The sequence below is a fragment of the Paenibacillus sp. LHD-38 genome, assembly GCF_031157315.1.
Taxonomy (GTDB): domain Bacteria; phylum Bacillota; class Bacilli; order Paenibacillales; family Paenibacillaceae; genus Pristimantibacillus.
The window spans coordinates 14,094-37,523 of record NZ_JAVIFU010000057.1 but is presented as its reverse complement, the minus strand read 5'-3'; the positions used below and the strand labels follow the sequence as shown (position 1 = coordinate 37,523).

14 protein-coding genes are annotated in these 23,430 nt (G+C 45.6%); 11 read left to right on the top strand and 3 right to left on the bottom strand.

All coding sequences use genetic code 11. The features are described from left to right. Nucleotides 1-677: 677 nt before the first annotated feature. Nucleotides 678-3,011, bottom strand: coding sequence for a glycoside hydrolase family 70 protein (locus RCO25_RS29805; RefSeq protein WP_308999715.1), 2,334 nt, complete (start codon nucleotides 3,009-3,011; stop codon nucleotides 678-680). Between the two features lie 480 nt (nucleotides 3,012-3,491). On the opposite strand from RCO25_RS29805, the gene RCO25_RS29800 reads away from it, so the two are divergent. The 3 genes from RCO25_RS29800 to RCO25_RS29790 are packed head-to-tail and all read left to right on the top strand — an operon-like array spanning nucleotide 3,492 to nucleotide 8,168. Then, the gene (locus RCO25_RS29800; protein ID WP_308999714.1) at nucleotides 3,492-5,276 is read left to right on the top strand and encodes a cache domain-containing sensor histidine kinase; all 1,785 of its coding nucleotides are present in this window, start codon (nucleotides 3,492-3,494) and stop codon (nucleotides 5,274-5,276) included. A gap of 20 nt (nucleotides 5,277-5,296) precedes the next feature. Then, entirely contained in the window at nucleotides 5,297-6,877 is a 1,581-nt protein-coding gene (locus RCO25_RS29795; RefSeq protein ID WP_308999713.1) for a response regulator transcription factor, read from the top strand. A gap of 16 nt (nucleotides 6,878-6,893) precedes the next feature. After that, nucleotides 6,894-8,168 carry an extracellular solute-binding protein gene (locus RCO25_RS29790; RefSeq protein WP_308999712.1) on the top strand — a complete coding sequence of 425 codons (1,275 nt, stop codon included), beginning with the start codon at nucleotides 6,894-6,896 and terminating at the stop codon, nucleotides 8,166-8,168. Between the two features lie 558 nt (nucleotides 8,169-8,726). Here the strand turns inward: RCO25_RS29790 and RCO25_RS29785 are convergent. Beyond that, nucleotides 8,727-9,056 (bottom strand): hypothetical protein, encoded by a 330-nt coding sequence (locus RCO25_RS29785; RefSeq protein ID WP_374992190.1) that lies wholly within the window; start codon nucleotides 9,054-9,056, stop codon nucleotides 8,727-8,729. A 786-nt stretch (nucleotides 9,057-9,842) separates the two neighbouring features. Here RCO25_RS29785 and gmd point away from each other — a divergent pair. From gmd to RCO25_RS29765, 4 genes are read left to right on the top strand one after another with little or no spacing between them, the layout of a single operon-like run. Further along, a complete protein-coding gene (gmd, locus tag RCO25_RS29780; protein ID WP_308999711.1) occupies nucleotides 9,843-10,958 on the top strand; it encodes a GDP-mannose 4,6-dehydratase in 1,116 nt (371 codons plus the stop codon). Nucleotides 10,959-10,970: 12 nt separating this feature from the next. Further along, nucleotides 10,971-11,903 (top strand): GDP-L-fucose synthase family protein, encoded by a 933-nt coding sequence (locus RCO25_RS29775; protein ID WP_308999710.1) that lies wholly within the window; start codon nucleotides 10,971-10,973, stop codon nucleotides 11,901-11,903. Further along, a complete protein-coding gene (locus RCO25_RS29770) occupies nucleotides 11,900-13,087 on the top strand; it encodes a DegT/DnrJ/EryC1/StrS family aminotransferase (RefSeq protein ID WP_308999709.1) in 1,188 nt (395 codons plus the stop codon). Before RCO25_RS29775 ends, RCO25_RS29770 begins: the two co-directional genes overlap by 4 nt. Then, entirely contained in the window at nucleotides 13,084-14,088 is a 1,005-nt protein-coding gene (locus RCO25_RS29765) for a glycosyltransferase family 10 domain-containing protein (protein WP_308999708.1), read from the top strand. Before RCO25_RS29770 ends, RCO25_RS29765 begins: the two co-directional genes overlap by 4 nt. Nucleotides 14,089-14,222: 134 nt before the next feature. Here the strand turns inward: RCO25_RS29765 and RCO25_RS34985 are convergent, their stop codons facing one another. Then, entirely contained in the window at nucleotides 14,223-14,957 is a 735-nt protein-coding gene (locus RCO25_RS34985) for a DUF6385 domain-containing protein (protein WP_374992189.1), read from the bottom strand. 196 nt (nucleotides 14,958-15,153) lie between these two features. On the opposite strand from RCO25_RS34985, the gene RCO25_RS29755 reads away from it, so the two are divergent. The 4 genes from RCO25_RS29755 to RCO25_RS29740 are packed head-to-tail and all read left to right on the top strand — an operon-like array spanning nucleotide 15,154 to nucleotide 23,419. Further along, entirely contained in the window at nucleotides 15,154-17,118 is a 1,965-nt protein-coding gene (locus tag RCO25_RS29755; protein ID WP_308999706.1) for a tetratricopeptide repeat protein, read from the top strand. Further along, complete coding sequence (locus tag RCO25_RS29750; protein WP_308999705.1) at nucleotides 17,115-18,710, top strand: tetratricopeptide repeat-containing glycosyltransferase family 2 protein; 1,596 nt, start codon at nucleotides 17,115-17,117, stop codon at nucleotides 18,708-18,710. The genes RCO25_RS29755 and RCO25_RS29750 overlap by 4 nt, the downstream gene beginning before the upstream one ends. Beyond that, the gene (locus RCO25_RS29745) at nucleotides 18,703-20,307 is read left to right on the top strand and encodes a tetratricopeptide repeat-containing glycosyltransferase family 2 protein (protein ID WP_308999704.1); all 1,605 of its coding nucleotides are present in this window, start codon (nucleotides 18,703-18,705) and stop codon (nucleotides 20,305-20,307) included. Before RCO25_RS29750 ends, RCO25_RS29745 begins: the two co-directional genes overlap by 8 nt. Next, complete coding sequence (locus RCO25_RS29740) at nucleotides 20,294-23,419, top strand: glycosyltransferase (protein WP_308999703.1); 3,126 nt, start codon at nucleotides 20,294-20,296, stop codon at nucleotides 23,417-23,419. Before RCO25_RS29745 ends, RCO25_RS29740 begins: the two co-directional genes overlap by 14 nt. Nucleotides 23,420-23,430: the final 11 nt, after the last annotated feature.

Below are 23,430 nucleotides of genomic sequence, written 5' to 3'. Positions count from 1 at the left end.
CCAAAGTAACGAGGCAACTCCCGCCCATCATCTGCAATGGCAACCGAAATTTTTTCTTTCGACACATCTAAACCGACGTATTTTGTGGCAGAATGCATAGTAGACAGCTCCTTTTGCTTTGTAGTTCTGAAAATGGTGTGGTTTACACTATCCATTTTTAACCTACGATTCGAAGTAAATACGGGGCTGTTTTACGTTCATCATAGCTAGTTGAATAAAATAGCGGCAGTAAACTTATTTTTTTATGATCGGTAAAACACGTCATATAATGTGTAACAGTATATTTTATTTTCCAAACTTGACCTCTTGACTTCTTCTTCATTCAGCGTGACCGTCAAATCGATAGAAGTATGGACAATGAAACCGGCCTTTTCATAGTTGATTCTGATGAATGGAATAGTTCAGGAGGGACAAGACCTTACCTTAATCGAATATGCGAAATAACCCACACCTTGTTATCAAGATGTGGGCTGAGTTAAGTGTTTGCAGACGAAAGTTTTGAACCGGCCATTGATATGCCGTTTAAATAGCATGAAGCAGCGGAGGCCTGTGATCGACAACCAGACCTCCGCTATTTTTTTGACTGGCCATATTGTTGCTGCTGTCGACCAATATACGAAGAACATTTACTTTGTTATGGCAGGATACCCTTCTGCTATGCAGGCAGGAAAAACAACTTACTCATGTTTCCGTTTCAGCCATTTCTCAATATGTCTCACATCAGTTTTTTGCCATTCGTGTCCGTTTCTGCCTTTATCGCCGGTTTCAGTGTCAGTGTTGTCACCCGCTGCAGACGGAACGAGGGATGCATCGATACCCTTGATGCCTTTGTCATGTTTTTTTCCGTTATTGTCCTTGCTTGGCACCCATACTCCAAGATAACCGCGTACTAATGGATCGGTTTTCCCAAGAACAGGTACGGTCAAAATACCGTTCTCATCGGTTTTCAACGCATCTTTGTTGAAACCGGTCGCATCTACGAAGGTTTGATTCGCATGCTGCTTGCCCATATCGACATTGATGATTCTGTTAGCGTTCGCGTTGTTGGAGATAACAGTCGCCGCGCTTGTATCCCGGCTTGTTCCGAAACGAACGCTGGCAATTAGATCTTTTCCTGCTTCAGTCGATGTATTGCTCTCGTAGTACGTAATCTTCTGATCGCCGGAAACGTATTTCTTACGTGCTTCCAGAAGCTTGACAATCGTTTCGTAATAAGGCGTCTTCTCCGACATATAGGCTTTGTTTCCTTCATACAGATCGCCGTAGAAGACAGTAGGTACAGTATCTTTATTCGTCAAAATATATGCATACTGGCTTGGCACATTATGAGGAGCAAATTGCTTATCCGCAGTCGCTCTGTCTTTGGCAAATTTCTCAAACTGAATCTTTTCATAGGCAAGCGTCTTCGGCTTCACTCCGTTTGCTTCCTCTGCAGTAAGAGGAATCGGCTTAATCGCATTGTGCTCCTGGTCGTGGTTATTGACAAACGACCAGTTCGGCGTTTTAAAGCTGTCCGGATTGGTACGGTCGACATAGGATGAGCTCACGATGTCTTTGAGCGGACGCCAGCTCGAGGCACTTCCCAAAACATCTCGCATCGCGCCAAACATACGGTGATCGTATACGAGCTGCCCATTGTTATTGTTGTTCTCGAAATCCACCTGATTGTCAGTGTAGGATTCAATAAAGCTTAAATGACTATTCAAATCTTTGCCGTATCGCGAGCTCATCAAATCCTGGAATTTGGTGAGTATATCGGTGTTCAAGTGAGACGCCGCATCGATACGGAATCCGTCAAAGCCATATTCATCCATCAAGAATTTGGCCCAGTTTAGTTGTTCTTCCTGTACGACAGGATGCGAATTATCGATATCATTTCCGATCAAAAATTCGTACTGAAGCACATTTTTATTCAGATGGTGGTTATTGCCGTTGTTAAACCGAAGGTTTCCGTGCGGATCGGTTGCCGCAGTGTAACCTGGTTGGGAGAAGATATATTGGTCGGTCAATTTGGATACAGTCGCGGCATCCGCTTCGATGATTTTCTTTCTGACTTCGTCATCGCTGCTGCCGTCAAAACCGTTTGCCCGCATAAAATCAAGATAGTTTTGGTTGGTCGCTCCTTGTTGCGGATCGATATAGAAGAGCAGCACAGGTTTCCACACTTGTTCAGTCTCCGTAGCCGCCCCTTCGACAGCAAAATAGGCATCTACCGTTAAATAAGTGTCTGTAGCTTTAATTTTTCCATATTTTTGGGCATCGGAGTTTGCCAGCCAATCCGGGAGATGATTGTTTGCGTCATCCGGTCCGAAATAACGGTACGGCTTCAAGTTTTCATCGACCATTACACGGTACAATCCAAGCTGCTGCGGGGTTGCTCCGTTGTAATACGTATGATTCCATTCCTTGATCACTCCGTATTTAGCCTGGCCCGGACCGCCGCCTCGGCTGTAAACCTGAACCAGTCTGTCTTTCACATTCGGATCGTTTTCGTTACCGAAATTATCGACCGAAGTGATGCTTACGACTTCCGGTGTCGGAAGCCCCATCATCTGATTTGGAACGAGATCTTCCTGAACTTTAAGGCCGCTTGCGTGCAATTTTTTGATGACTTTTTTCAGCTCATCGCTCGTCCCGTATTTGGTTGCCCGCTCGCCGTTTAAGCCTTCGGGAAACTCGCCTAAATCATAGCGGTCTGCGATCGCATAGCCTTCGCCATAGTAAGATTGGGAAAAAGCCCGGTAAGCCGGCGGCATCCAAACGTCTGTGATGCCCCAATCTTTCAGTTGTTTACTGTTTTTTTCAAGAGTACGATACATATTTTTATCATAAGGCTGGTACAAACTAAACGTTTGATAGATTACACGCTTATCCAATTCAGCGTTTGAAACAAATCCTTTTGCAATCTGATCTTTCGACTGTGCCGCTGCCGGAATCGCTCCTGCCAGGACCGAGCCTGAAAACAGACTGCAGCATAAAGCAATCGTCGTAAATTTCTTTGAGATCTTCATAATTCATCCCCTAACTTTGTTTGTGCAAACGTTTGACCCGGGTCTACTAAAAATGTATCAGCAAAAGCCGGCCGCTATCAATGATGAATTAGGACTAGACTATTTACAAAATAGGATGGACAGGCTAAAAACTAAGGCAGGACTGTGGTTTGAAGCGATTGGCAAGCAAAAAAATAGAGAAATATACAATAAAATATAGTCTTAAAGTAGGAGTGACTACAGTCATCAAAGGGATTCGTGCCTGTCAGTCAACGTTATTTATTCGTTCATATCTAAAAATAGGACACTTCTTCATCATTAATTCCCTTATATTGTTATTAATAATTAAAGATACTTAACTATATTAACTGACTTAGGAGGTGTATTTCTTTATGCAGTTTAGCAAACATAATACACTATGCAGCTTTCCAAATCCTTAATTGGCCCAATGCACTCATAACCATGTACAATAATAGAAAGAATAAAAGAAGGTGATGCGCCATGTTACGAATGTTAATGAACAGCTTTTCAGCCAAAATCATACTTGCGCTTGTGCTCGTAATTCTGATTCCGGTTTTTTTTACAAGCTTGTCTTACTATTTGGAATCAAATTCGATTTTGAAAAAAAATGTCCGGGGGTCTATCGTGCAAATCAGCAAACAAACGGCGGACTCACTTTCTTCCATAATAAACGCAGGGATCAATACTTCTGATTTCTTTGCCAGCAACCCGAATATTCAGCGCGCCACGATGTACTTGAATAACAGTCCGTCTTATGAGGAGAGCTGGAATTATAAATTTATCAATAGTTTGCTGAACAATACGGTTTATTCCAACTCCTTTGTGAAGATTGTTTATATATTTAACGAGGACGGCAGAGGCTGGGGCAGCGGCGCCTTTTCCGAGACGAAACTGAAAAGCATACGACTATCCGAGCTGGAGTGGGTGAAGGAGGCCAAGCGCAAGGACGGAGAACTTGTCTGGCAGGGGATCCAATTTGACCGTCTCAGAGGAGGCGGCGTCAATACGGATCTGGTTGTTCCTGTTAGCCGGGTATTGAAAAACTTTGACACGCTCGACAATATCGGACTGGTACAGGTTCATTTGGACGGAAGTTCCATTCTCGGCACAGTCGACAAGCTCAAGCTTGGGGAGACAGGAAAGTTTTTTGTCGTGGATACCGCAGGAAGGATTATGATCGACAGCGATCTCCGCTTGATCAACAAGCAAGTAGAGGATCCCGAATTATTCGAAAACATTGTGGAGCACGATCGGACGGAATTTGAATTTAGCATGAACGGAGTACCTTATTATGGGGTCAAGCAGCTTCTGAGCAACGGCTGGATGATTGTCGGTACCGTTCCGGTTCAGGAAATCACCCAGCAGCTGGATCGTCTCAAATCCAGGGTATTGCTTTCATCCGCCGTGTTCTCGATACTTGCTATCGCCATAGGACTTTTTATCGCCAATAGAGTCGTCAAGCCTGTAAATCAGCTTACCCGGGATATGCGGCGTATCAAGCAAGGACATATGAAAGTAAGAACGGTTGTCCGGTCCACCGATGAAATCGGACTTCTTGGCAATCAATTCAACCGGATGCTTGATGAAATCGAACGATTGATCCATCAGGTGAAAGATGAGCAGAGTCAGAAGCATCATGCGGAATTGCGCGCTGTCACTCACCGAGTCCACCCGCATTTTCTTTATAATACGTTAAGCACCCTCGGGTGGTTGATTCAATCGAACCAAAATGAACGCGCATCTGAGGTCTTGTCGGCCCTGAATCGGCTGCTTGAGGCGAATATGGGCAAAAGCGGGAACATCATAACGGTGGCGGAAGAACTGGACATTATCCGAAAATACCTGGTCATTCTCGAGCTTCGATACGAAAAAAAATTCCACCTCGAACTGGACGTGGAACCGGGCATGGAGGGAATCGCTATTCCCCGTATGCTGCTGCAGCCACTGGTTGAAAACGCCATTTTTCATGGAATCGTTCCGAAAAAAACGGATGGCCGAATCTTGATACGGATTCGTTCGGCAGAAGGGAATGTGGAGGTTCTTATTTCAGATGACGGGCTGGGCATCGGGAGCAGAAAGCTGAAGCTGTTAAACGATCCGGAGACGGCTATTGCCAGCGGTGAAATCGGCATCGGTATGCGACATCTCTATGATACGCTGCGTCTTTATTACGCCGGCTATTCGGAATGGTCCATAACGGACCGTCCGGAAAAAGGCGCCACCGTTCGAATTCTGTTGAAGAAGCAATTAGAATTCATTTCATAGAAATATAGACCGGGGGAAATATGATGTATCGTGTACTCATTGTGGATGACGAGCCGATTATCAGCAACGGCATCCATGCCTTTATTGATTGGGAAAAGGAGAACATGTCGGCGGAACACGGCTGCGCAAACGGGGAGGAGGCGCTTGCCGTCCTAGAGTCCCGTCGCTTTGATATTCTTATCACGGACATTAAAATGCCATTGTTAAACGGACTAGAGCTTATCAGGCAGGCACTGGCGCTCTATCCTTCGCTGAAAGTGATTCTGATCAGCAACCACAGCGATTTTGAATATGTGAAAGAGGGGCTTAAGCTTGGCGCTGTCGATTATTTGTTAAAATTGACCTTGAACCGCGATGACCTGCTTGTTGTTCTTAAGCGTTGCATCTCCATGCTCGAAGAAGAGCGGAGAAAGGACTGCGAGCTGATTCATTTCCGGGAGGGAGCTCTTTATAGGGAACGAAAAATTGTCGAACAAGAAATCAAGAGATTGATCGCTCAGGAGCAATTTCACCTGTCATCAGCCGATTGGGCTCCCGGATGGCTGGAAGAGCGATATCTTTGCGCTTACCTCATGCTTGATGGAGCGGAGGAATGGATAGAAAATCACGGATATCTTTATGTGCAGATGCTTCTGGAAGATTTGCAGGAAAGCTTTTATGTGAAGGTAAGTGAGGGTGCCGCAATGCTGGTATCCGAGAACAGTATGTTTCTTCTGTTTCCGGATCACGAAGGGGAAGAGGAGAAGCGTCTGCTTCAATGGAAGCAGTCTTTGGAAACGGAATGGGGAATTTCAACGTCGGTCGGCTTCGTAATCGAGCAAGGAATATGCAGCATTCTGCATGGATTTTTCTCCAGCCGATCGGCCTGCCAAAAGCGATTTTTCGAAGGTATAGGCAGTCTGTACCGCATGAACGGATCGGAAGAAGGCAATGAACAGTCGTTAACGGATCTGGAAGGGCAGAGGGATTGGACACCTTTCTATGAAATCATTCGCAATGGCGATCCGGTTTCCATCGCCGCTGATTTTGCGCTTGAACAATGGAAAAGAGGGGAGCAAACCCCGGATAAAGTGAAGCATGAGGCGTGCTATCTTATTTCCCGTGTTCATGAACTGCATGAGGACACAGGATCATTGCTTACCGAACAGCTTAATCTGCTTCATCGGGCGGAAACGTTGGAACAATTGGTATCTGATTTGTTTGGCCTAATGGAGGAAATCGTGAAGCCGGTCATACCGAATCTGACGAACAGCGGATATGGCGGGCAAATGATCATCAAGGCTCTGAAATATATAGCCGATCATTATACAGAAAATTTGACATTGCAGAGTGTGGCGGATATCGTTCATCTCAATAAAAGCTATTTCAGTCTGTTATTCAAAAAACAAACGGGAAGAAATTTTATCGATTATATAATTGAGCTTCGTATTCGGGAAGCAAAACGGCTCTTGGCGCAAAGTGAGAGCCGGATCTATGATGTAGCCGGAGCCGCTGGTTTTAAAGATGTGAAATATTTTAGCAAAATGTTCAAAAAAGTGACGGGACTCACTCCGGTCGAATACAGGGATAAGCATCGGGCGGGTGGGTCGCAATTCAATTAGAAGGAGGTATTCCGCCATGGCCTTCCGTTCGATTTTCATGATTTTCATATTGCTGGGTGTTGTATGGATTGCCGGATGCGGAAGGCAAGCGGTCATCTCCGATCCGGAAATGGTTGAAACGCTGCACGGAAAAGAAATCAGCATTATTTCTTTCTGGCACAGTTACAGCGATGAAGAAACCCGGGTGCTCGAGGAGGAGCTTATTCCCGCTTTTGAACGACAGCACCCGAACATTCGTGTCAATTCGATAAACCTGGCCATAAATAATGAATTAAGGAACACCTTGATTACGCTTGCATCCTCAAACCGGGGGCCGGATGTCGTCCGGATCGAGCTCGCCTGGGTACCCGAGTTTACACATAAAGGACTTCTGGAGCCGATAAACGGATACTCCGGTTACGGGGATATCATCCACCTTTTTCATCGGGAGGCAATGAGAGTCGGCTTTGACCAGAAACAATTATATTCCCTTCCTCTTGATATTTACGTCAAGTCGGCCATTTTTAACCGGGAGCTTCTCGAACGGGCAGGATATTCGGAGCCTCCGCGCACGCTTCATGATGTGATTGAGGTAGCCAGGCAAAACCGTTATACGATCGGACTCGGGGGGTGGGAGCCATGGGATACGCTTCCTTATATCTACAGCCTCGGGGGGGCTCTGATGGATGATCATTTCACCAAGTCAACCGGATTTTTAAATAGCGAAGAAACCGTTCAAGCGGTCAAGGTGTTACATTCGCTTTACAGGGAAAATCTTCTCCATTTTTCACGTATGAACGACCGCAGCGACAATTGGATCGGAGTAAAGACAGGAAATGTGCTTATGACGGATGAAGGACCATGGTATTATAGCAAATTGGAGGGCGCCGAATTGGACCGGACCTTAAAGCAGACCATTCCAGTACCGTTTCCGCGTGGCAACGGCTCGGCTTCAATTATGGGCGGCAATCATTTGGTCATTATGAAAGGCAGCAGAAACCCTGTTCAGGCATGGACGTTTATGAAATGGATGACGGGAAAGGAGGCACAGCTTACAATGGCGAAAACCGGATTGATCCCGACCAACCTGGAAGCTCGTTCTGCTTGGACGGTTAACCGGGATTCTTACCTTTATCCTTATGTGGAAGCCACGGATGACGCGTTTCTGCGTCCGCCGGTCAAAAACTGGGGAAATATCGAACAAGTGTATACCGGATTCATGAGTAAAATATTTCTTGGCGAATTGACCGTGCAAGAAGGATTGGACCGTGCCGCGGCGGAAATCGATTTACTCTTGGGCGATACCGACTAATTTAGAACAGCCTGCTGATGCGATCGGCAGGCTGTTCAATTACGTACTATGCGGCCAAACTGGAGGATGTTCACCACATGATGAGACTAAATCTAAAGTGAGGGCAGACATTTCTTTCAATATCATTGATGGAACGGCCTCCTCAGCAGGGTGAAGCCGTTAGGTGCATCAATAATGTACTACTCACATATGACCGAGGAAAACAAAGAGCTTCGTCAATATGTCGATCAGTATGTATTGAGATTGACATTATAAACTGCACAATCAACAATGGGAATCCGCGCAAGCGGATTTTTTTTATTGTATTATTCGTGTAGAATTCCCGGAATCCGTGCAAGCATTATTTTTTGCTTGTTTTGCTTATTCGCGTAGGGAATGGGATCAAGTTCTGGTCATCCGACAATTTCATTAGACAATATGCGGAAAATAAGTTATAGCGCTAACGGGTGGGTTTGGCTACATAGGACTCATTCCACGGGACAAGGACGTTTCCGTTTTATCGTTTCGTATTTCTCGTCAAACAAAGCCCTGATCTCGAAGGAATCTGGTCATACGCCGTTAACCGAAGTAAGGATTCAACATGTAGATCTCATCGATCCGATGCATGATCTGTACATTTTCTTTGCTCTCATGACGTTCCTTGTCAGCGCGGTATACGCTGGTTCGGTTCACGCCTACCAACTCTGCCTGACGCTTGAAGGTAATGGCATCGCAATCGCGTTCTACCATGGCTTTTCGGGCTTCTAGAGGTTCATTTAAGACCAGATTTTTTTTGAGCCAGTCGACCTCAACCGTAAGTTGGCCTACCAGCTTCTCTAGATGTTCCTGCTTGCTCTCATACTCCTTTTTGAGTTTTTCTGTTTCACTGGTCTTCTTCTCAAATACCACGGAAGCACGTTCTAAAAACTCAGCTTCCACCGTCTAACCATTACGAGCTTAGTTCATATTTCGCACTAATCTCGTTTACGGTCTGCTCCTCACGGAGGACCTCCAGTACAACCTTCGTCTTAAACTCTGAGGTATATCGGTTCCGTTTTTCCATTGCTTCATTAGAACTTATTTTTCTCCCTCCCGTGTCTCAACCTATGGGAGCATTATAATCAGGTTTGATTTAACTTCTCCTCAATGTGAGTGACGAGTTCAGTTGAAATCTTATTAATGGACCCACAGCGCTCTCTTCGCTCTAGATAAGCTTCTTCCGCTTGAGTTGAAGAATATTCTCCTTCTAAGCTGCTACGTTTTAATTCTCGTGCAATATTGGAGTGGTGTCATCCTAGTTCTTTAGCAATCGCTCGTGATGACCATCCTAACCGATGTAGCAATTCTAGTTGAGCGCGTTCAGTTATGCTAAAATGGGTGTAGCTCATGTTGGGTTTCTCCTGTATAAATGGACTGGTTGTGGTGACTACCATTTTACACGAAACCAACATGGGTCTTTATTTTTTAGCTGTCGCACTTCATATTACAATTCGTCAAAATCAGATAGCATCGCCAATAACAATCGATCGGAGATTGATAAACGAAGCTTATTGCGCAAAATTAGTTCTGCGGCCCGTAAAAAACGGAAGAAATACAACTTGGAGTTGTTTTTTATTGAAATTAGGTTAAATCATCAGTTCCTTTATATGCCCGAGCACATAACTTATTGCATAACCGAGTGTGATGGAGGTACCTATGCGAAAAATAGCTTTAATCACAGGCATCACAGGACAAGACGGCGCTTATCTCGCAGAGTTGCTTCTGGATAAAGGCTACGTTGTCCACGGATTGAAACGTAGAAGCTCTCTTTTTAATACCGGAAGGATCAATCATCTTTTTCAAGACCCGCACAATGACGACATTCGTTTATTTCTACATTATGGCGATATGACGGATTCCAGCAGCATCATACGTCTCATACAAGACATACAGCCGGATGAAATCTATAATTTAGCAGCGATGAGTCACGTGCATGTTAGCTTCGAAACGCCGGAATATACAGCCAACGTTGATGGTCTTGGCATATTGCGTATATTGGAGGCAGTACGTATTCTTGGCCTTACAGAAAAAACCAAGGTGTATCAAGCTGCGACTTCGGAGCTTTACGGACTCGTGCAGGCTGTTCCGCAAAATGAACAAACCCCCTTTTATCCCAGAAGCCCCTATGCAGCGGCAAAATTATACGCTTACTGGATTACAGTCAATTATCGTGAAGCGTATAAAATGTTTGCCTGCAATGGTATTTTATTTAATCACGAAAGTCCGGTTAGAGGTGAAACCTTCGTTACCCGCAAAATTACAAGAGCTGTGGCTCGAATCGTATTAGGTTTTCAGCAGCAGCTTTATTTGGGCAATTTGAATGCCAAAAGGGATTGGGGGCATGCGAAGGATTACGTAGAAGCTATGTGGTTGATGCTTCAACAAAAGCAGCCAGAGGATTTTGTTATCGCCACCGGAATAACGACGGAGGTGAGGGATTTCATTCGTCTGGCCTTTGCCGAGCTCGGCATAGAAATTGAGTTCGAAGGGGAGGAGCAGCAGGAAAAAGGATACGTAAAAAGCTGCCGTTATCCTGAATTCCAGCTGCCCATCGGTAAACAGGTGGTATCGGTTGATCCGCGATACTATAGACCGACGGAGGTTGAACTTCTGCTTGGGGATCCGTCCAAGGCGAAGCAAAAGCTGGGGTGGTCCCTCAAATATGATTTAAAAGCACTTGTCAAAGATATGGTGATGTCTGATTTGGCTGAAGTGAAACGATTGGATTATTTACAAAAGGGGGGCTATTTCCACATCCATGATTTTGAATAGGAGGAAAACGAAATGCGAATCCTGCTTACCGGAGCAGCGGGTTTGGTTGGGAAAAATATATTGGAGCATCCGGAGCTGGGAAGGGTTCCCGGCACATGGCTTACCCCGACCAGAGCCGAACTGAACCTGTTTAACTATCCGGATGTGAACCGTTATATCGAGACCCATAAGCCGGATTTGATTATTCATGCCGCCGGTACTGTGGGAGGAATTCAAGCAAATATGAGGCAGCCGGTCCGTTTTTTGCTTGAAAATTTGGATATGGGTCTCCATGTCGTTGAGGCAGCGAGACAGAACCGCATAAAAAAGTTTATCAATCTCGGAAGCTCCTGCATGTATCCAAAGCATGCCTCGAATCCTCTGCGTGAAGAAATGATTTTGTCAGGGGAGCTGGAAACGACCAATGAGGGCTACGCGCTGGCCAAAATTACCATCGCGAAACTTTGTGAATATATTCATCGCGAAAATCCGGAGTACCGGTATATAACGCTCATCCCTTGCAATCTATACGGCCGCTGGGATAAGTTCGATCCTAACCGTTCGCATATGCTTCCTGCTGCCATCCGAAAGATTCACGAAGCTAAAAACAAGGGGATCCGGCAGGTCGAAATTTGGGGAGACGGCCAGGCAAGAAGAGAGTTTATGTATGCCGGAGATCTGGCGGACTGCTTGATCCGGGCCATCGTTTGTTTTGATCAGCTGCCGTTGATCATGAACGTAGGAATGGGAAGAGATTATTCCGTCTGCGAGTATTATCGAACCATTGCGGATGTTATCGGTTATGACGGGAGCTTCGTCCATGATTTAACAAAGCCGGCAGGGATGAGTCAAAAGGTGGTTTTGATCACCAAGCAAAAAAGCTGGGGCTGGACCCCCAGTACTTCATTGGAAGAGGGAATACGAAAAACCTACGCTTTTTATCTGGAACGGGAGGAATATTCGTGATTCGTTATCCTTTAGCCAGCAGCAGTTGGGATGAGTCTGAACGTAGAGCGGTCGAAAAAGTTCTAGATAGCGGTATGTACACGATGGGGAAGTATACAGCACAATTTGAACGGGAGTTTTCCCGTTACATCGGACACAAATACAGTATCATGGTCAATTCCGGATCATCGGCCAATCTTCTTGCTGTTGCTGCGTTATTTTATAAAAAAGACGGGGCTCTGGAAGCGGGGGACGAAGTAATCGTGCCTGCCGTATCGTGGGCCACCACTTATTATCCGTTATACCAATACGGATTAAAGCTAAAATTCGTGGATATTGACCGGTATACGCTAAACTATGATCTCGATGCGCTGAAGGAAGCTGTCACCGGACATACCCGCATGATTATGATCGTGAATTTATTAGGTAATCCGAATGACTTTCACAGAATCAAGCAGATTGTCGGTAACCGTAATATTGTGCTGGTGGAAGATAATTGCGAATCGCTGGGAGCCGAATACGATGGGAAGCAGAGCGGCACGTTCGGTGTAATGGGGACATTCAGTTTTTTTTTCAGCCATCATATGTCTACGATGGAAGGGGGAATGATTGCTACCGATGATGAGGAGCTTTACCATATCCTGCTTAGCCTGAGGGCGCATGGCTGGACGCGGAACCTCCCAAGGGAGAACCATGTTTGTTCGACGAAGAGTGACGACCCGTTCGAAGAGTCGTATCGATTCATCCTTCCGGGGTACAATGTCCGTCCGATGGAGATGAACAGCGCTGTCGGCCTGGAGCAGTTGAAGAAGCTGCCGGAATTTCTCCGGGTCCGCAGGGAAAATGCGGATTTTTTTCAGCAAAGGTTCAAGGATCATCCTTGGTTTACTATACAGAAGGAGGTTGGGAAGAGCAGTTGGTTCGGCTTTTCCTTGCTGCTTAAGAGTGAAGCGCCTTTCAACCGAAAAGAGGCGGTTGCTCTATTACAACAAAACGGAATCGAATGCCGGCCCATTGTTGCGGGAAATTTTACACGCAATGCGGTGGTCGAGCGGTTTAATTGCGAAATCCATGGAAAGCTGGAAAATGCGGATTATATTCATGAGCATGGCTTTTTTGTAGGGAATCATCATTATGATATTCAGGAAAAAATTTCCGGATTATGTCGGATATTCGATCAGTTGGAGCAAGGTGGAAGAGTATGAGCAATATGAAAACGATCTTGCTGCATAACGTATATGACGAGATGAACCGGGAGAATGTCGTATTCCACTTGGATTCGGGATATAATCGCGACGATTGCCTGCTTCATCTCTCTCATTTAAGGGAGGCGCTTGCCAGCCGGGGCTTTTCTCTTCATACGATTGATCAAGGCGATGTTATGACATGCAATTATTTGCTTTTCTTTGATATGCCGTCTTTCATATCATCGCTAGGGCAATTTTATTTTTTGCAATACATGAAAAAGGAAAGCTTTAAAAGAAAAATGCTGTTATTTTTGTGGGAGCCGCCTGTGGTTAATGAACAGAATTGGAATGCCGAATACCATCAATACTTTCAAACGATCTTTACCTGGTATGACGATATTGTGGATCATAACAAATATATCAAAATTCACTATGCCCAGCCTGACAGGCGCTACCATGGTCCTGCTTTTTCCAATAAAAAGTTTTGCACGATGATTAACGGAAATCGCTCGTCCACTCATCCGCTGGAGCTTTATTCGGAACGGCGCAGGGCGATCCGTTTTTTTGAGACGCATCACCCCGAAGATTTCGATTTGTACGGCGTTGCTTGGGATTCGTCTGATTTCCCCTCGTACCGAGGAACGATTAGGGAAAAAGGGGACGTCTTGAGCAAGTATAAGTATGCTATCTGCTATGAAAATATGATCCAAGTGAACGGATATATAACTGAGAAAATTTTCGATTGCTTCCGGGCTGGGTGTGTGCCCGTATATCTCGGCGCCTTTAACATTACAGACTACGTGCCGGAAGGGGCGTTTATCGACTTCCGTAAGTTTAACGACTATGAGAAGCTATACGTTTTTTTGAAGCAAATAACGGAGGAGCAATATCAAGCTTATATAGAGCATATTGATCGGTATCTAAAAAGCAGCCTGTACACCGATCGATTTTCCAAGGAAGCATTCGGCCAAGCGGTTATTGATCGGATTATAACACTTGACCAAACGAAGCCAATATAGTTTGAGCGAAGCTGTACGGATACCGGAGAGGTCCATACAGCTTCGTTTTTTTGTGTGGACAAAAAAATTGCGGTACCGATCCAAATGCACCGGTTACCGCAATCATGTTTGATCCTATTAAGCGGGATCTGTTACTATACTTGTCCTTGAAACAATTCGTTGAAGGTAACTGTACATCCCGCCGTTTGCGCAGCATATTGAATTCGGGCGTATTTAGAGAAATGGCTGGGATTGAAAATACCGGTAGTACTTGCGGCGATAAGTCTGGTGCCTGAATCGTTGGTCCAGTTGACATTATCCGGACTGAGTTGCAGTTGCGTTACAAGACCGGTCTCGCAAGAGTTGGAAACACTGATACTGTACTGTGCCAAGGTGATGACGCTGCGTGTACTGGAAGGAGTAAGCGTTGCGCTAGCTGTTGTATTGGATGTAGTCGTGTCAGCAATACCCAGATCGCCAAGAAGTATAACAAGACAAGCGGCGGTAGCGTTGCTCACTTGGGAAAGCAAGCTGGCAGCGACAGGCTGGCTGACTTGGGCAAGCAAGCTGGCGGCGGTAGCTTGGCTAACTTGGGAAAGCAAGCTGGCAGCGACAGGCTGGCTGACTTGGGAAAGCAGGCTGGCGGCGGTAGCTTGGCTGACTTGGGAAAGCAAGCTGGCAGCGACAGGCTGGCTGACTTGGGAAAGCAGGCTGGCGGCAGTAGCTTGGCTGACTTGGGAAAGCAAGCTTGCAGCAACAGGCTGACTGACTTCAACCAGTAAACAAGAAGCCGTCAGGTTTGTGGTAACGGAATTGATTTGTAAACAGGCGGGTGTAAGGTTTGTGACCGTAGCGATAAAATCAGCAGAAGTCTCAGTAAATACTCTCATTTTTATTCCTCCTCTCTTTCACGTATTCAGTATTTGTTTATGCTTTGCTGATCCAATCTGACTGGGGTTTTATGATTAAGTTAATGAAAACAATCAATAACCTATTTATAGAACAGTAAATGCTTCCAAGTAGCAAGAGCTTTCTATTCACATATACATATACATAGGTTAGGAATGATTGGAGGCAAACAAGACGATGGCCTTTCAGCTTTCTGCAATCGTAATGGTAGAGGATCAAAAAGATATGGAAGCTTGTCCATTATTTATTCGGCAATGCGAAGCGATTGCCGATGAAATCATAATCGTTTCTTTGATTCCATCCCAATATTCACAAGAAGAGGTTGAGCTATGGGGAGTTGCATGGGTCGACTGCGTTGGCTTACGCAAATCAGAAGCCTTAAATAAAGGAATGGATCAGGCGCAAGGATTTTGGATTTTATCGCTGTATGCAACAGAAATGCTCTTGGAACAAGAAGTCTACAGACTGCAGATGTTGGCCAATTGCTTTGAGGAAGAAGGCTTTTACTTTCCGATAACCGATCGTTCGGAAACAAAATATACCGTTCCTTTTGAAACCAGATTATTTAGAAAACGGCCTGAATACCGCTATCAGGGCCATAGCGTCTGCTGCTTGCCTCTTGAGCTTGAGAGTAAAGCCAAACTTGTATCATTCCCGCTCTTTCAGGCCGGAGAGCAGAAATATCAATCAACAGACACTGCTATCGATCAGGGCGATCAGTTGTACGATGCGAATTTATGGTTGGCAGACTCCATGGAAAGATTGCACTTGTCCGTAAAGCTGGCGAATTGCGGTTTACTTACGGAAGCACAGCGTCTTTGGGAAGAGATCAGAATGGATGAAGGCTTGCCGCTCAGATATGGATTATTGCTTTATCAATGGATTGCACAAGCATTGGAAGAAAACGGACGGTACAAAGAAGCGTTGGATTGCATCAACGATTGCTTGAAGAGTGATCCTCACGATGCCGGACTGCATTTGATAAAAGGCCAGCTATTATTTCTTCTTGATGAATGGGATGCCGCAGAGGAGTTGCTGCATCATTACCTTCAAGCGGGGTCCTTATCGGATCATTATAGATCAGAGCCGACGGCAGTACGTTGCAAGGCTTGGTATTCCCTCGGAATGATTAGTGAAGCAAAGGGTCAACTGGATCAGGCTATTGCGTACTATGCGAAAAGCTACGAGGCGGACCGTAATATGACAGCCCCGCTTTATGCTGCAGCCCGTCTTATACATGATCGGGATGGAGAGAAACAATTGCTTATGCGGCTGGATCAATGGATTTATGCACCTAATGGACAGCAGCAGCTGCTTCTGCGCGCAAATATTTTATTTGCGGAACGTCTATATAAGGAAGCCAAGGATGCGGCGGAAATCGCATGGCGATCTTCGATTACACATAAAGATGCCGCAATGATGGTGATCGCTGACAGTTTGCTGATGATGGGCAAACCGAATGATGCTATCTTGTCTTTTATGAAAATTTCAGAACAGAGCCCCTTCTACGTTTCAGCAATGCTGCGAACCTGTCTGACATACTGGATTTTGTCAGATTGGCATAAGGCGAGGGAATGTCTAAAGAGCCTTCGTAACCGTTCGACATACTCAGACTCACCTTGCGCAGCCATCTATATGGCGATCCATCCTTTCTTATCAGGGGAGCAAGCCGTTGCTGTGGAGATAGGAGAACAAGCTTTTATCAAGATCAAAGAGGAATTCAATTACATTATCCGTTGTTTTCTTCATTTAAAACGGAATGATCTCATGGAATCTCTATTGCCGTTTTTTGAAAATAATTCCTATATGTATCCCGCTGCAGCAGAATGGCTCTATGAATACGGACAATTCAGTTATGCAGACCGCTTTGCTTTCAAGGCACTTGTGCATGATCCGGAGAATGAGAAAATGGGACTTCTTTTTTTGCAATCCAAAAAGGAGCAAAAGAGAGATTTTGAAGCCGCGCAATGGTTAAGCCTTCATTTAGGCGAAACGATGACATCGCCAGAAAGATATATGCAGTATGTTGACATCTTATGGGACTGGACATTGACGATCATAAGCATGGGAATACGTGATTATCCGCAGGATGAATCGCTGAAGCGTTATTATCAAGCAGCAAAGGAGCTGCAGTCTGGATGAACGGAAGCGTATTAATAAGTTTGTGTATGATTGTCAAGGACGAGGAAGACTTGCTTCCAAGCTGTCTTAGAAGTGTAGAAGGGGTTGTGGATGAAATCATTGTTATCGATACGGGATCCACGGACAATACCGTTGAGATTGCCAAATCAATGGGTGCCAGAGTATACCCGTACAGGTGGGATCAGGATTTTTCTAGAGCCCGAAATGTATCCTTGGAAAGGGCGCGGGGCCAGTGGATATTGTTTCTCGATGCGGACGAAGAAATTCATCCGGACGATCGGGGATCGATCCGGCCCCTGCTAGCCGAAACGGAAGCTTCCGGATATATGGTGACGATAGAAAGCAAGCTGGAGCACGGCGTGGAGAGAGACTTTGCGCTTCGAATATTCCGCAATCACCACGAACATTATTTTGTAGGCAGTTTTCATGAACAAATCGGATCATCGATCCTGACAGCTAATCCAGAGGCCCAATTTCTTCGTACCGGAATCCGTGTTAAGCATGTTGGATACACAAGAGAAATAATGAAAAAGAAAAATAAATCGGCGCGAAATCTGGAGATGGCGTTAGCTGAATTAAATAAAAGACCGGATGACGGCTTCCTTCGGTTTTGTGTGGCCCAAGCATATCTTGGACAAGAAAATCCGGATTCCGCGGCCATACTTGAAGCGATAAAACATCTGCGGTTTTCTATAGAAGCAAGCGACTCCAAGGCTATGTGGGGGGCGCGAATGTATAAACTGCTTGCCGTGGCTTTGGAGGCAGCGGGACAAACAAACGAGGCGCTTGAATCCACAATGAAAGGCATTCTCCTATATAAAGGAAGCGCGGAGCTTTATTATTTGCAAGCGAAGATTTTCGAGAAGGTTGGCAAACGGGATCGGGCCATCGGTTCCTATATGCAATGCCTGGAAGTGGATCAGTATAACCGGTGGAGCGGACTAGGTTCCGAAATTGAACAAAGTGAGCTGCATTTTGTTCTTGGCCGGGTTTTTGAATTCAAAAATAACGATGCCAAAGCGATAGAACATTATAAAAAATCGATTGAGTGTAGTGTCAGCCGGAGTGAAGCCTATGTAAGATTGGGAGCCTTGCTTCTAAAAAGCGGCAATGTGCAGCACGTACAGCAGCTCTTCGAAAAGTGGTTATCCCCGGAAACGATAGACGGGTTGCAATTCTTGAACCGAATTTTCGTGCAGTTGAATCGGTTGGACGCAGCGCTTTACTATGTGGAACGAATTTTGCTCCTGGAGCCGGCCCGCGGGGAAGCCTTAATCTTGGCAGGAAGCTATTTGATCGCGCTTGGCCAATATAACGAGTCTATACAGCGGATGGCTGCTGTACCGGAAGAGAGTGTCTATTTCCGCCGCTCTGTGGTGATGCGCGCCGCTGCTTATTGGTTTTTGGGTGATGAAACAATGGCAATCAAGCTGCTGCGAAAACATGGCGACGCGGCTTTGTATCGCGAGCTGGCTCAATGTTTTATGCAGGAAGCGGCTATAAGACTGGAAGAAGGATTAACAATAAATAACAACAACGAGAAGCTGACGGAGCTGCTTCTTAAGATACGTGAGGTGATAGCCTGTGGCTAAGAAAAAACCAAAGCTGACGTTATGCATGGTTGTGAGAAACGAAGAGCTTTTATTGCCAAGATGTTTGGAAAGCGTTAAGGATTTGGCGGATGAGATGATCATTGTCGATACAGGTTCCACGGATCGCACCGTCCAGATCGCTGAGCAAGCAGGGGCTATTGTGTTTCATGAGCCCTGGGAACAAAATTTCTCCAAGCCGCTTAACAGGGCGCTCAGGGAAGCTAAGGGAGAATGGATCCTGCGTTTGGACGGTGACGAAGAACTGATTGCTGAAGATAAAGGGAAGCTGCGAAAATTAATGATTGATCCCAGGGCGGAGGGCTATATTTTTTCGATCATCAGTCTGCTTAACGATCAGAATGTTGTCGAGGAAGAAGTATCATCCTTCATACGGTTGTACCGAAACCGGCCCGAATATGTGTATGAGGGATTAATTCACGAACAGGTGATTCCATCCATCTATAGAAGAGACCCGAAAGCTGTCATTAAATCGGCCGATGTGCGCATTAAACATTACGGATACCTGAAGGAAATTTCCGACGCGAAGAATAAAGGAAAAAGAAACCTGGAGATAACCCTTGAGGCTATCAAATGCGAACCCGACAACGGATATCTCCGTTTCTATATGGGGGTGGAGTACCGTCGTCAGAATGAAAGGGAACAGTCCGCAGCTCAGTTTGCCGAAGCGATGAAAAGGTTTGATCCTAAGCTGCCATGGGCATCACGGTGTATTCAGGCTCATACGACAGTGTTAATGGAACTGGGGCTCTGGGATCAAGCGATGTCTGTCGCACAGGAAGGAATCCGGTTTTACCCCGATTATACTGACCTCGTGTATTTACGAGGGGTCATTCATCATCAGCAAGGAGATCAGCTTGCTGCGGTTTCCGACTTTTCCACATGCATTGCCATGGGTGATCCGGTAGGACTGAATTATGTGGTGAGTAAAGGGATTGGCGGATATAAATCCTATTACGCGCTTGGTCTTGCCTATCGAACACTGGGAAGAAATGAGGAAGCTGTTACAGCCTATGAAAATTCATACAAGTTATTCCCCACGCGTTCTGTGCCCCTTTACGAAATAGCGACCATCCAGCATAATGTACAGTCCCCCCCATGGATAGGGGATTATCTGGAAAAGATAATGCCGCAGCCGAATATGGAGAAATACCCTGTTATTGCTGATATTTTATTAAGCCTCAGAGAGTATGAGTCCGCCGAAAAGTTTATTGCCGCGATGGTAAACCATGATCCCAATTACCAATTTCGTTACTTGCTCGGAGGCTGTTACCGTAAACGCGGTGCTTATAATGATGCGATCCGGGAGTTGAGCCAAATTCCGGTCTCCAGTCCTTATTATGTCGAGGCCAGACTTCACCTCTACGCCTGTTATCAATATGAAAATGAGCCGGAAAAAGCAAAGGATGTCCTCTTGCAGCTGAATGGGGATGAAAATCTATTTTCCAGACTTGCGCTACTTTTTCTTGAGGATTCGAAGGATATCCTTGTGAGAGGGGGAAGACGTTTTCCCGAAGTCAAGTCTCTATCGAAAGAGCTGGAGAAAATAGAGGAGGCCATCCAGTATGTCGGGAAGTAGCAGACAGCGGATAAGTATGGTGATGATTTCCAGAGACGAGCAATTTAATATTGGGCGTGCTCTTCATAGCGTGAAGGATATCGTAGATGAGATGATCGTAGTGGATACCGGTTCTGTCGATGCTACGGTGAAAATTGCGGAATCTCTGGGGGCCAAAGTTTTCCATTTCCCGTGGCAGAATGATTTCAGTTTGGCGAAAAATGTTGCGATCGAACAAGCGACCGGCGATTGGATGTTATTGATGGATGCGGATGACGAGCTTCATCCGGAGGATCGGCATCTCGTCAGGGAGCTGCTCCTTGAAACCGACACCGATTGTTTCTTTTTCGATACGCTCAGTTATTTCGGAGAAGGCGGCGGCCTTTATGTTCGCATGCTGCAGCCCCGGCTGGTGAAAAACGAACCTCGCTTCCGCTTTACCGGGAAAATTCATGAAACGCTGCAATTGAATGGCGTAGGGATTAATTATTGCGATATCCGCATGCAGCACTACGGGTATTTGAACACGGAAGTTGAAGCGAAGCAGAAAATTTCACGTAACCGGACCCTCTTGGAAGAGGAATTGGGACAAAACCCAACGGCGATAACCTATTTTTACCTCGGTACGGAGCATTTGCGCGCAGGGGATTACGAACTGGCCGTAGAAGCATTTGAGCGTTCGCAGCAGCTCTATTTGGAGATGGGGATTGTACCTTCATCGGAAATGCTGAAGAAAAAGATTATCGCGTTCCAGGAGTTGTTTCAATACAGGCGCGTATATGAAGAATTAGAGAATGCAACCCAATTGTATCCCGATTATACCGATCTTTACTTTCTTCGCGCGGAAACGCTTGAGCAGGAAGGGAAAAACATCGAGGCGATTAAGGCTTATCATGCCTGCATTAAGCAGGGGGAAGCGCCTGTGACCTACAGCTCCATGTGCGGAAGCGGCTCCTATACAGCCTATTATCGTATCGGATATTTGTATTCCGAGATCGGGGAGAGCGACAAGGCGCTGGAAGCTTTTTTCGACGCACTGCAATGCAACACGTCTTATGTTCCCGCGGTTCATGCTATTGCTGCAGAATTGGTTAAGTCAAAAACGAAAGAAGAAATATTAACCCTATTGAGAAGACAGTTTGATTTGAATATTCCCATTGCCAACCAGTACTTTGCCGAAGCTTTTTCGAATGCGGGCGCTTTCGAAACGGCACTTATTTTTCTCCGTCATTATGAACAGCTCAGCCCGTCTTTACCGGAGGAGCTGCATCTCTTGAAGGCACAATGCTTGTTTTATAGCGGTGAACTGCAGCAGGCTTGCGACCTGTTCAACCAGATCCCCGAACAGAGCCAGAAATATGTAAGGGCGTCATTTTTCAAGTGTATCTATTACTGGTTATGCGGGGATTATCAGGAATCTTTAAACATCCTGAGCTTCCTCCGTCAAGCCAATCGATTCGCCTCCTTTGAAATTGAATTATGCGAGCAAGTGAGCCGAATATTGGAAGGGAAAGCGGAGAGCGGCAAATCGGCTGGATGGACCTTATCCGGCAAGGAGGAAGAGGCGCTTCTCGGTTTAGCGGAAATTTTTGTTTATTTAGGGAAATACGATTGGCTCGCTAAAATATATACCTTTATTCCAAAGCAGTGGCAGCATGAAGAAAAGCTTATTCTCTTCGCAAAGCTGCTGCAAAAGAAAGGGAAAGCAGCGGAAGCACAAAGCTGGGCTCGTCTATGGGATGATCAAGGGAATCCGAGTTTAGAATCGGCCGTGCTATTGGCAGAAATTGCTTACTCATTAGGCCGATACGGTCAAGCTTGGAAGGGATATCAGGAAATATTGCATAAATCCCCGGATCATATCAAGGCGATGCTCGGGTTGTCGCGAATATCATACCAGTATTATTTGGAAACGGCTGGGCTGGGCCATCATTCTGCAGCTCCGAAACAGCAGGAAGGCATCAGCCTTTGCATGATTGTAAAGGATGAAGAAGAGTATCTGCCTACAGCCTTGCAAAGCATATCCGGCTTGGTTGATGAAATTATTATTGTCGACACAGGTTCGGTAGACGATACCGTTACTATAGCGGAACAATACAGGGCTAAGGTTTGTCAGGTAACTTGGAATGGCGATTTTTCCATCGCACGCAACGCTGCCTTGGAACTGGCAACCTCGGCATGGATTCTTGTCTTGGATGCGGACGAATGGCTAGAACCTGAATCATGCGACCGCCTGCGCGAATTGATTCAAAATCCGGATATTGACGGTTATTTCCTGACAGTCAACAGCAAGATCGATGATTCGCATACGGTTGTTGACCGTAGGCTTTCGTTATTTAGAAACAAGCCGGAATATCGATATGTTGGGATTATTCATGAGCATATTCCATTACAACGATTTTGGGAACGTGGAAATCGAATTGAAACGGTTGATCTTGTGATTCATCACGATGGTTACAAAACAGAAACCATCGAGAAAAAGCAAAAATCCGAAAGAAATATGGATATTATCCGAAAGCAATTGCAGCAGCAGGAGTCCTCTCTTTACCGGTACTATTTGGGTGTGGAATTTATGCTGCAAAATCAGTATCTTGAGGCGGTCAACCATTTTCAAGCCTCCCTGTCTGACTGGACCCCGGAGCATCCACAATATGCCGATTGTTTAAATAAATTCGCACACTGTTATTTGGCTTTAAAGGATTATGAAGCTTGCGAGAAAACATTGATTGACGGAATCGCCCGGTTTCCGGATTTTACCGACCTTCACCATATATTCGCTACATGTGCCTTCGAACAGGGGCGGTGGAAGCAGGCCATTGAGCATTTTGAAGCGTGCATCGCTATGGGTCCCGCACCTTATCTTTACAGCAGCTTTGAAGGTGTGGCCACCTATCATGCCTATTATGGGCTGGGGTTAGCTCACCGTGAGGCTAAACACTGGGAGCAGTCTACCCGTTATTTTTTATTGTCGTTAGATTGCAACCCGCGATATATCCAAGCTTCCCAGCAGTTAATTCAAAACTGGAGAACCCGGTACGGAATTGCGCTTCAGTACGCCAAAGAAGCGCTGCAGCTGGGAATTCAATTTCATCCGGAATCACATCGTCTAAGAGAAAAGCTAAGCAGACTTTAACATGCAAAGCG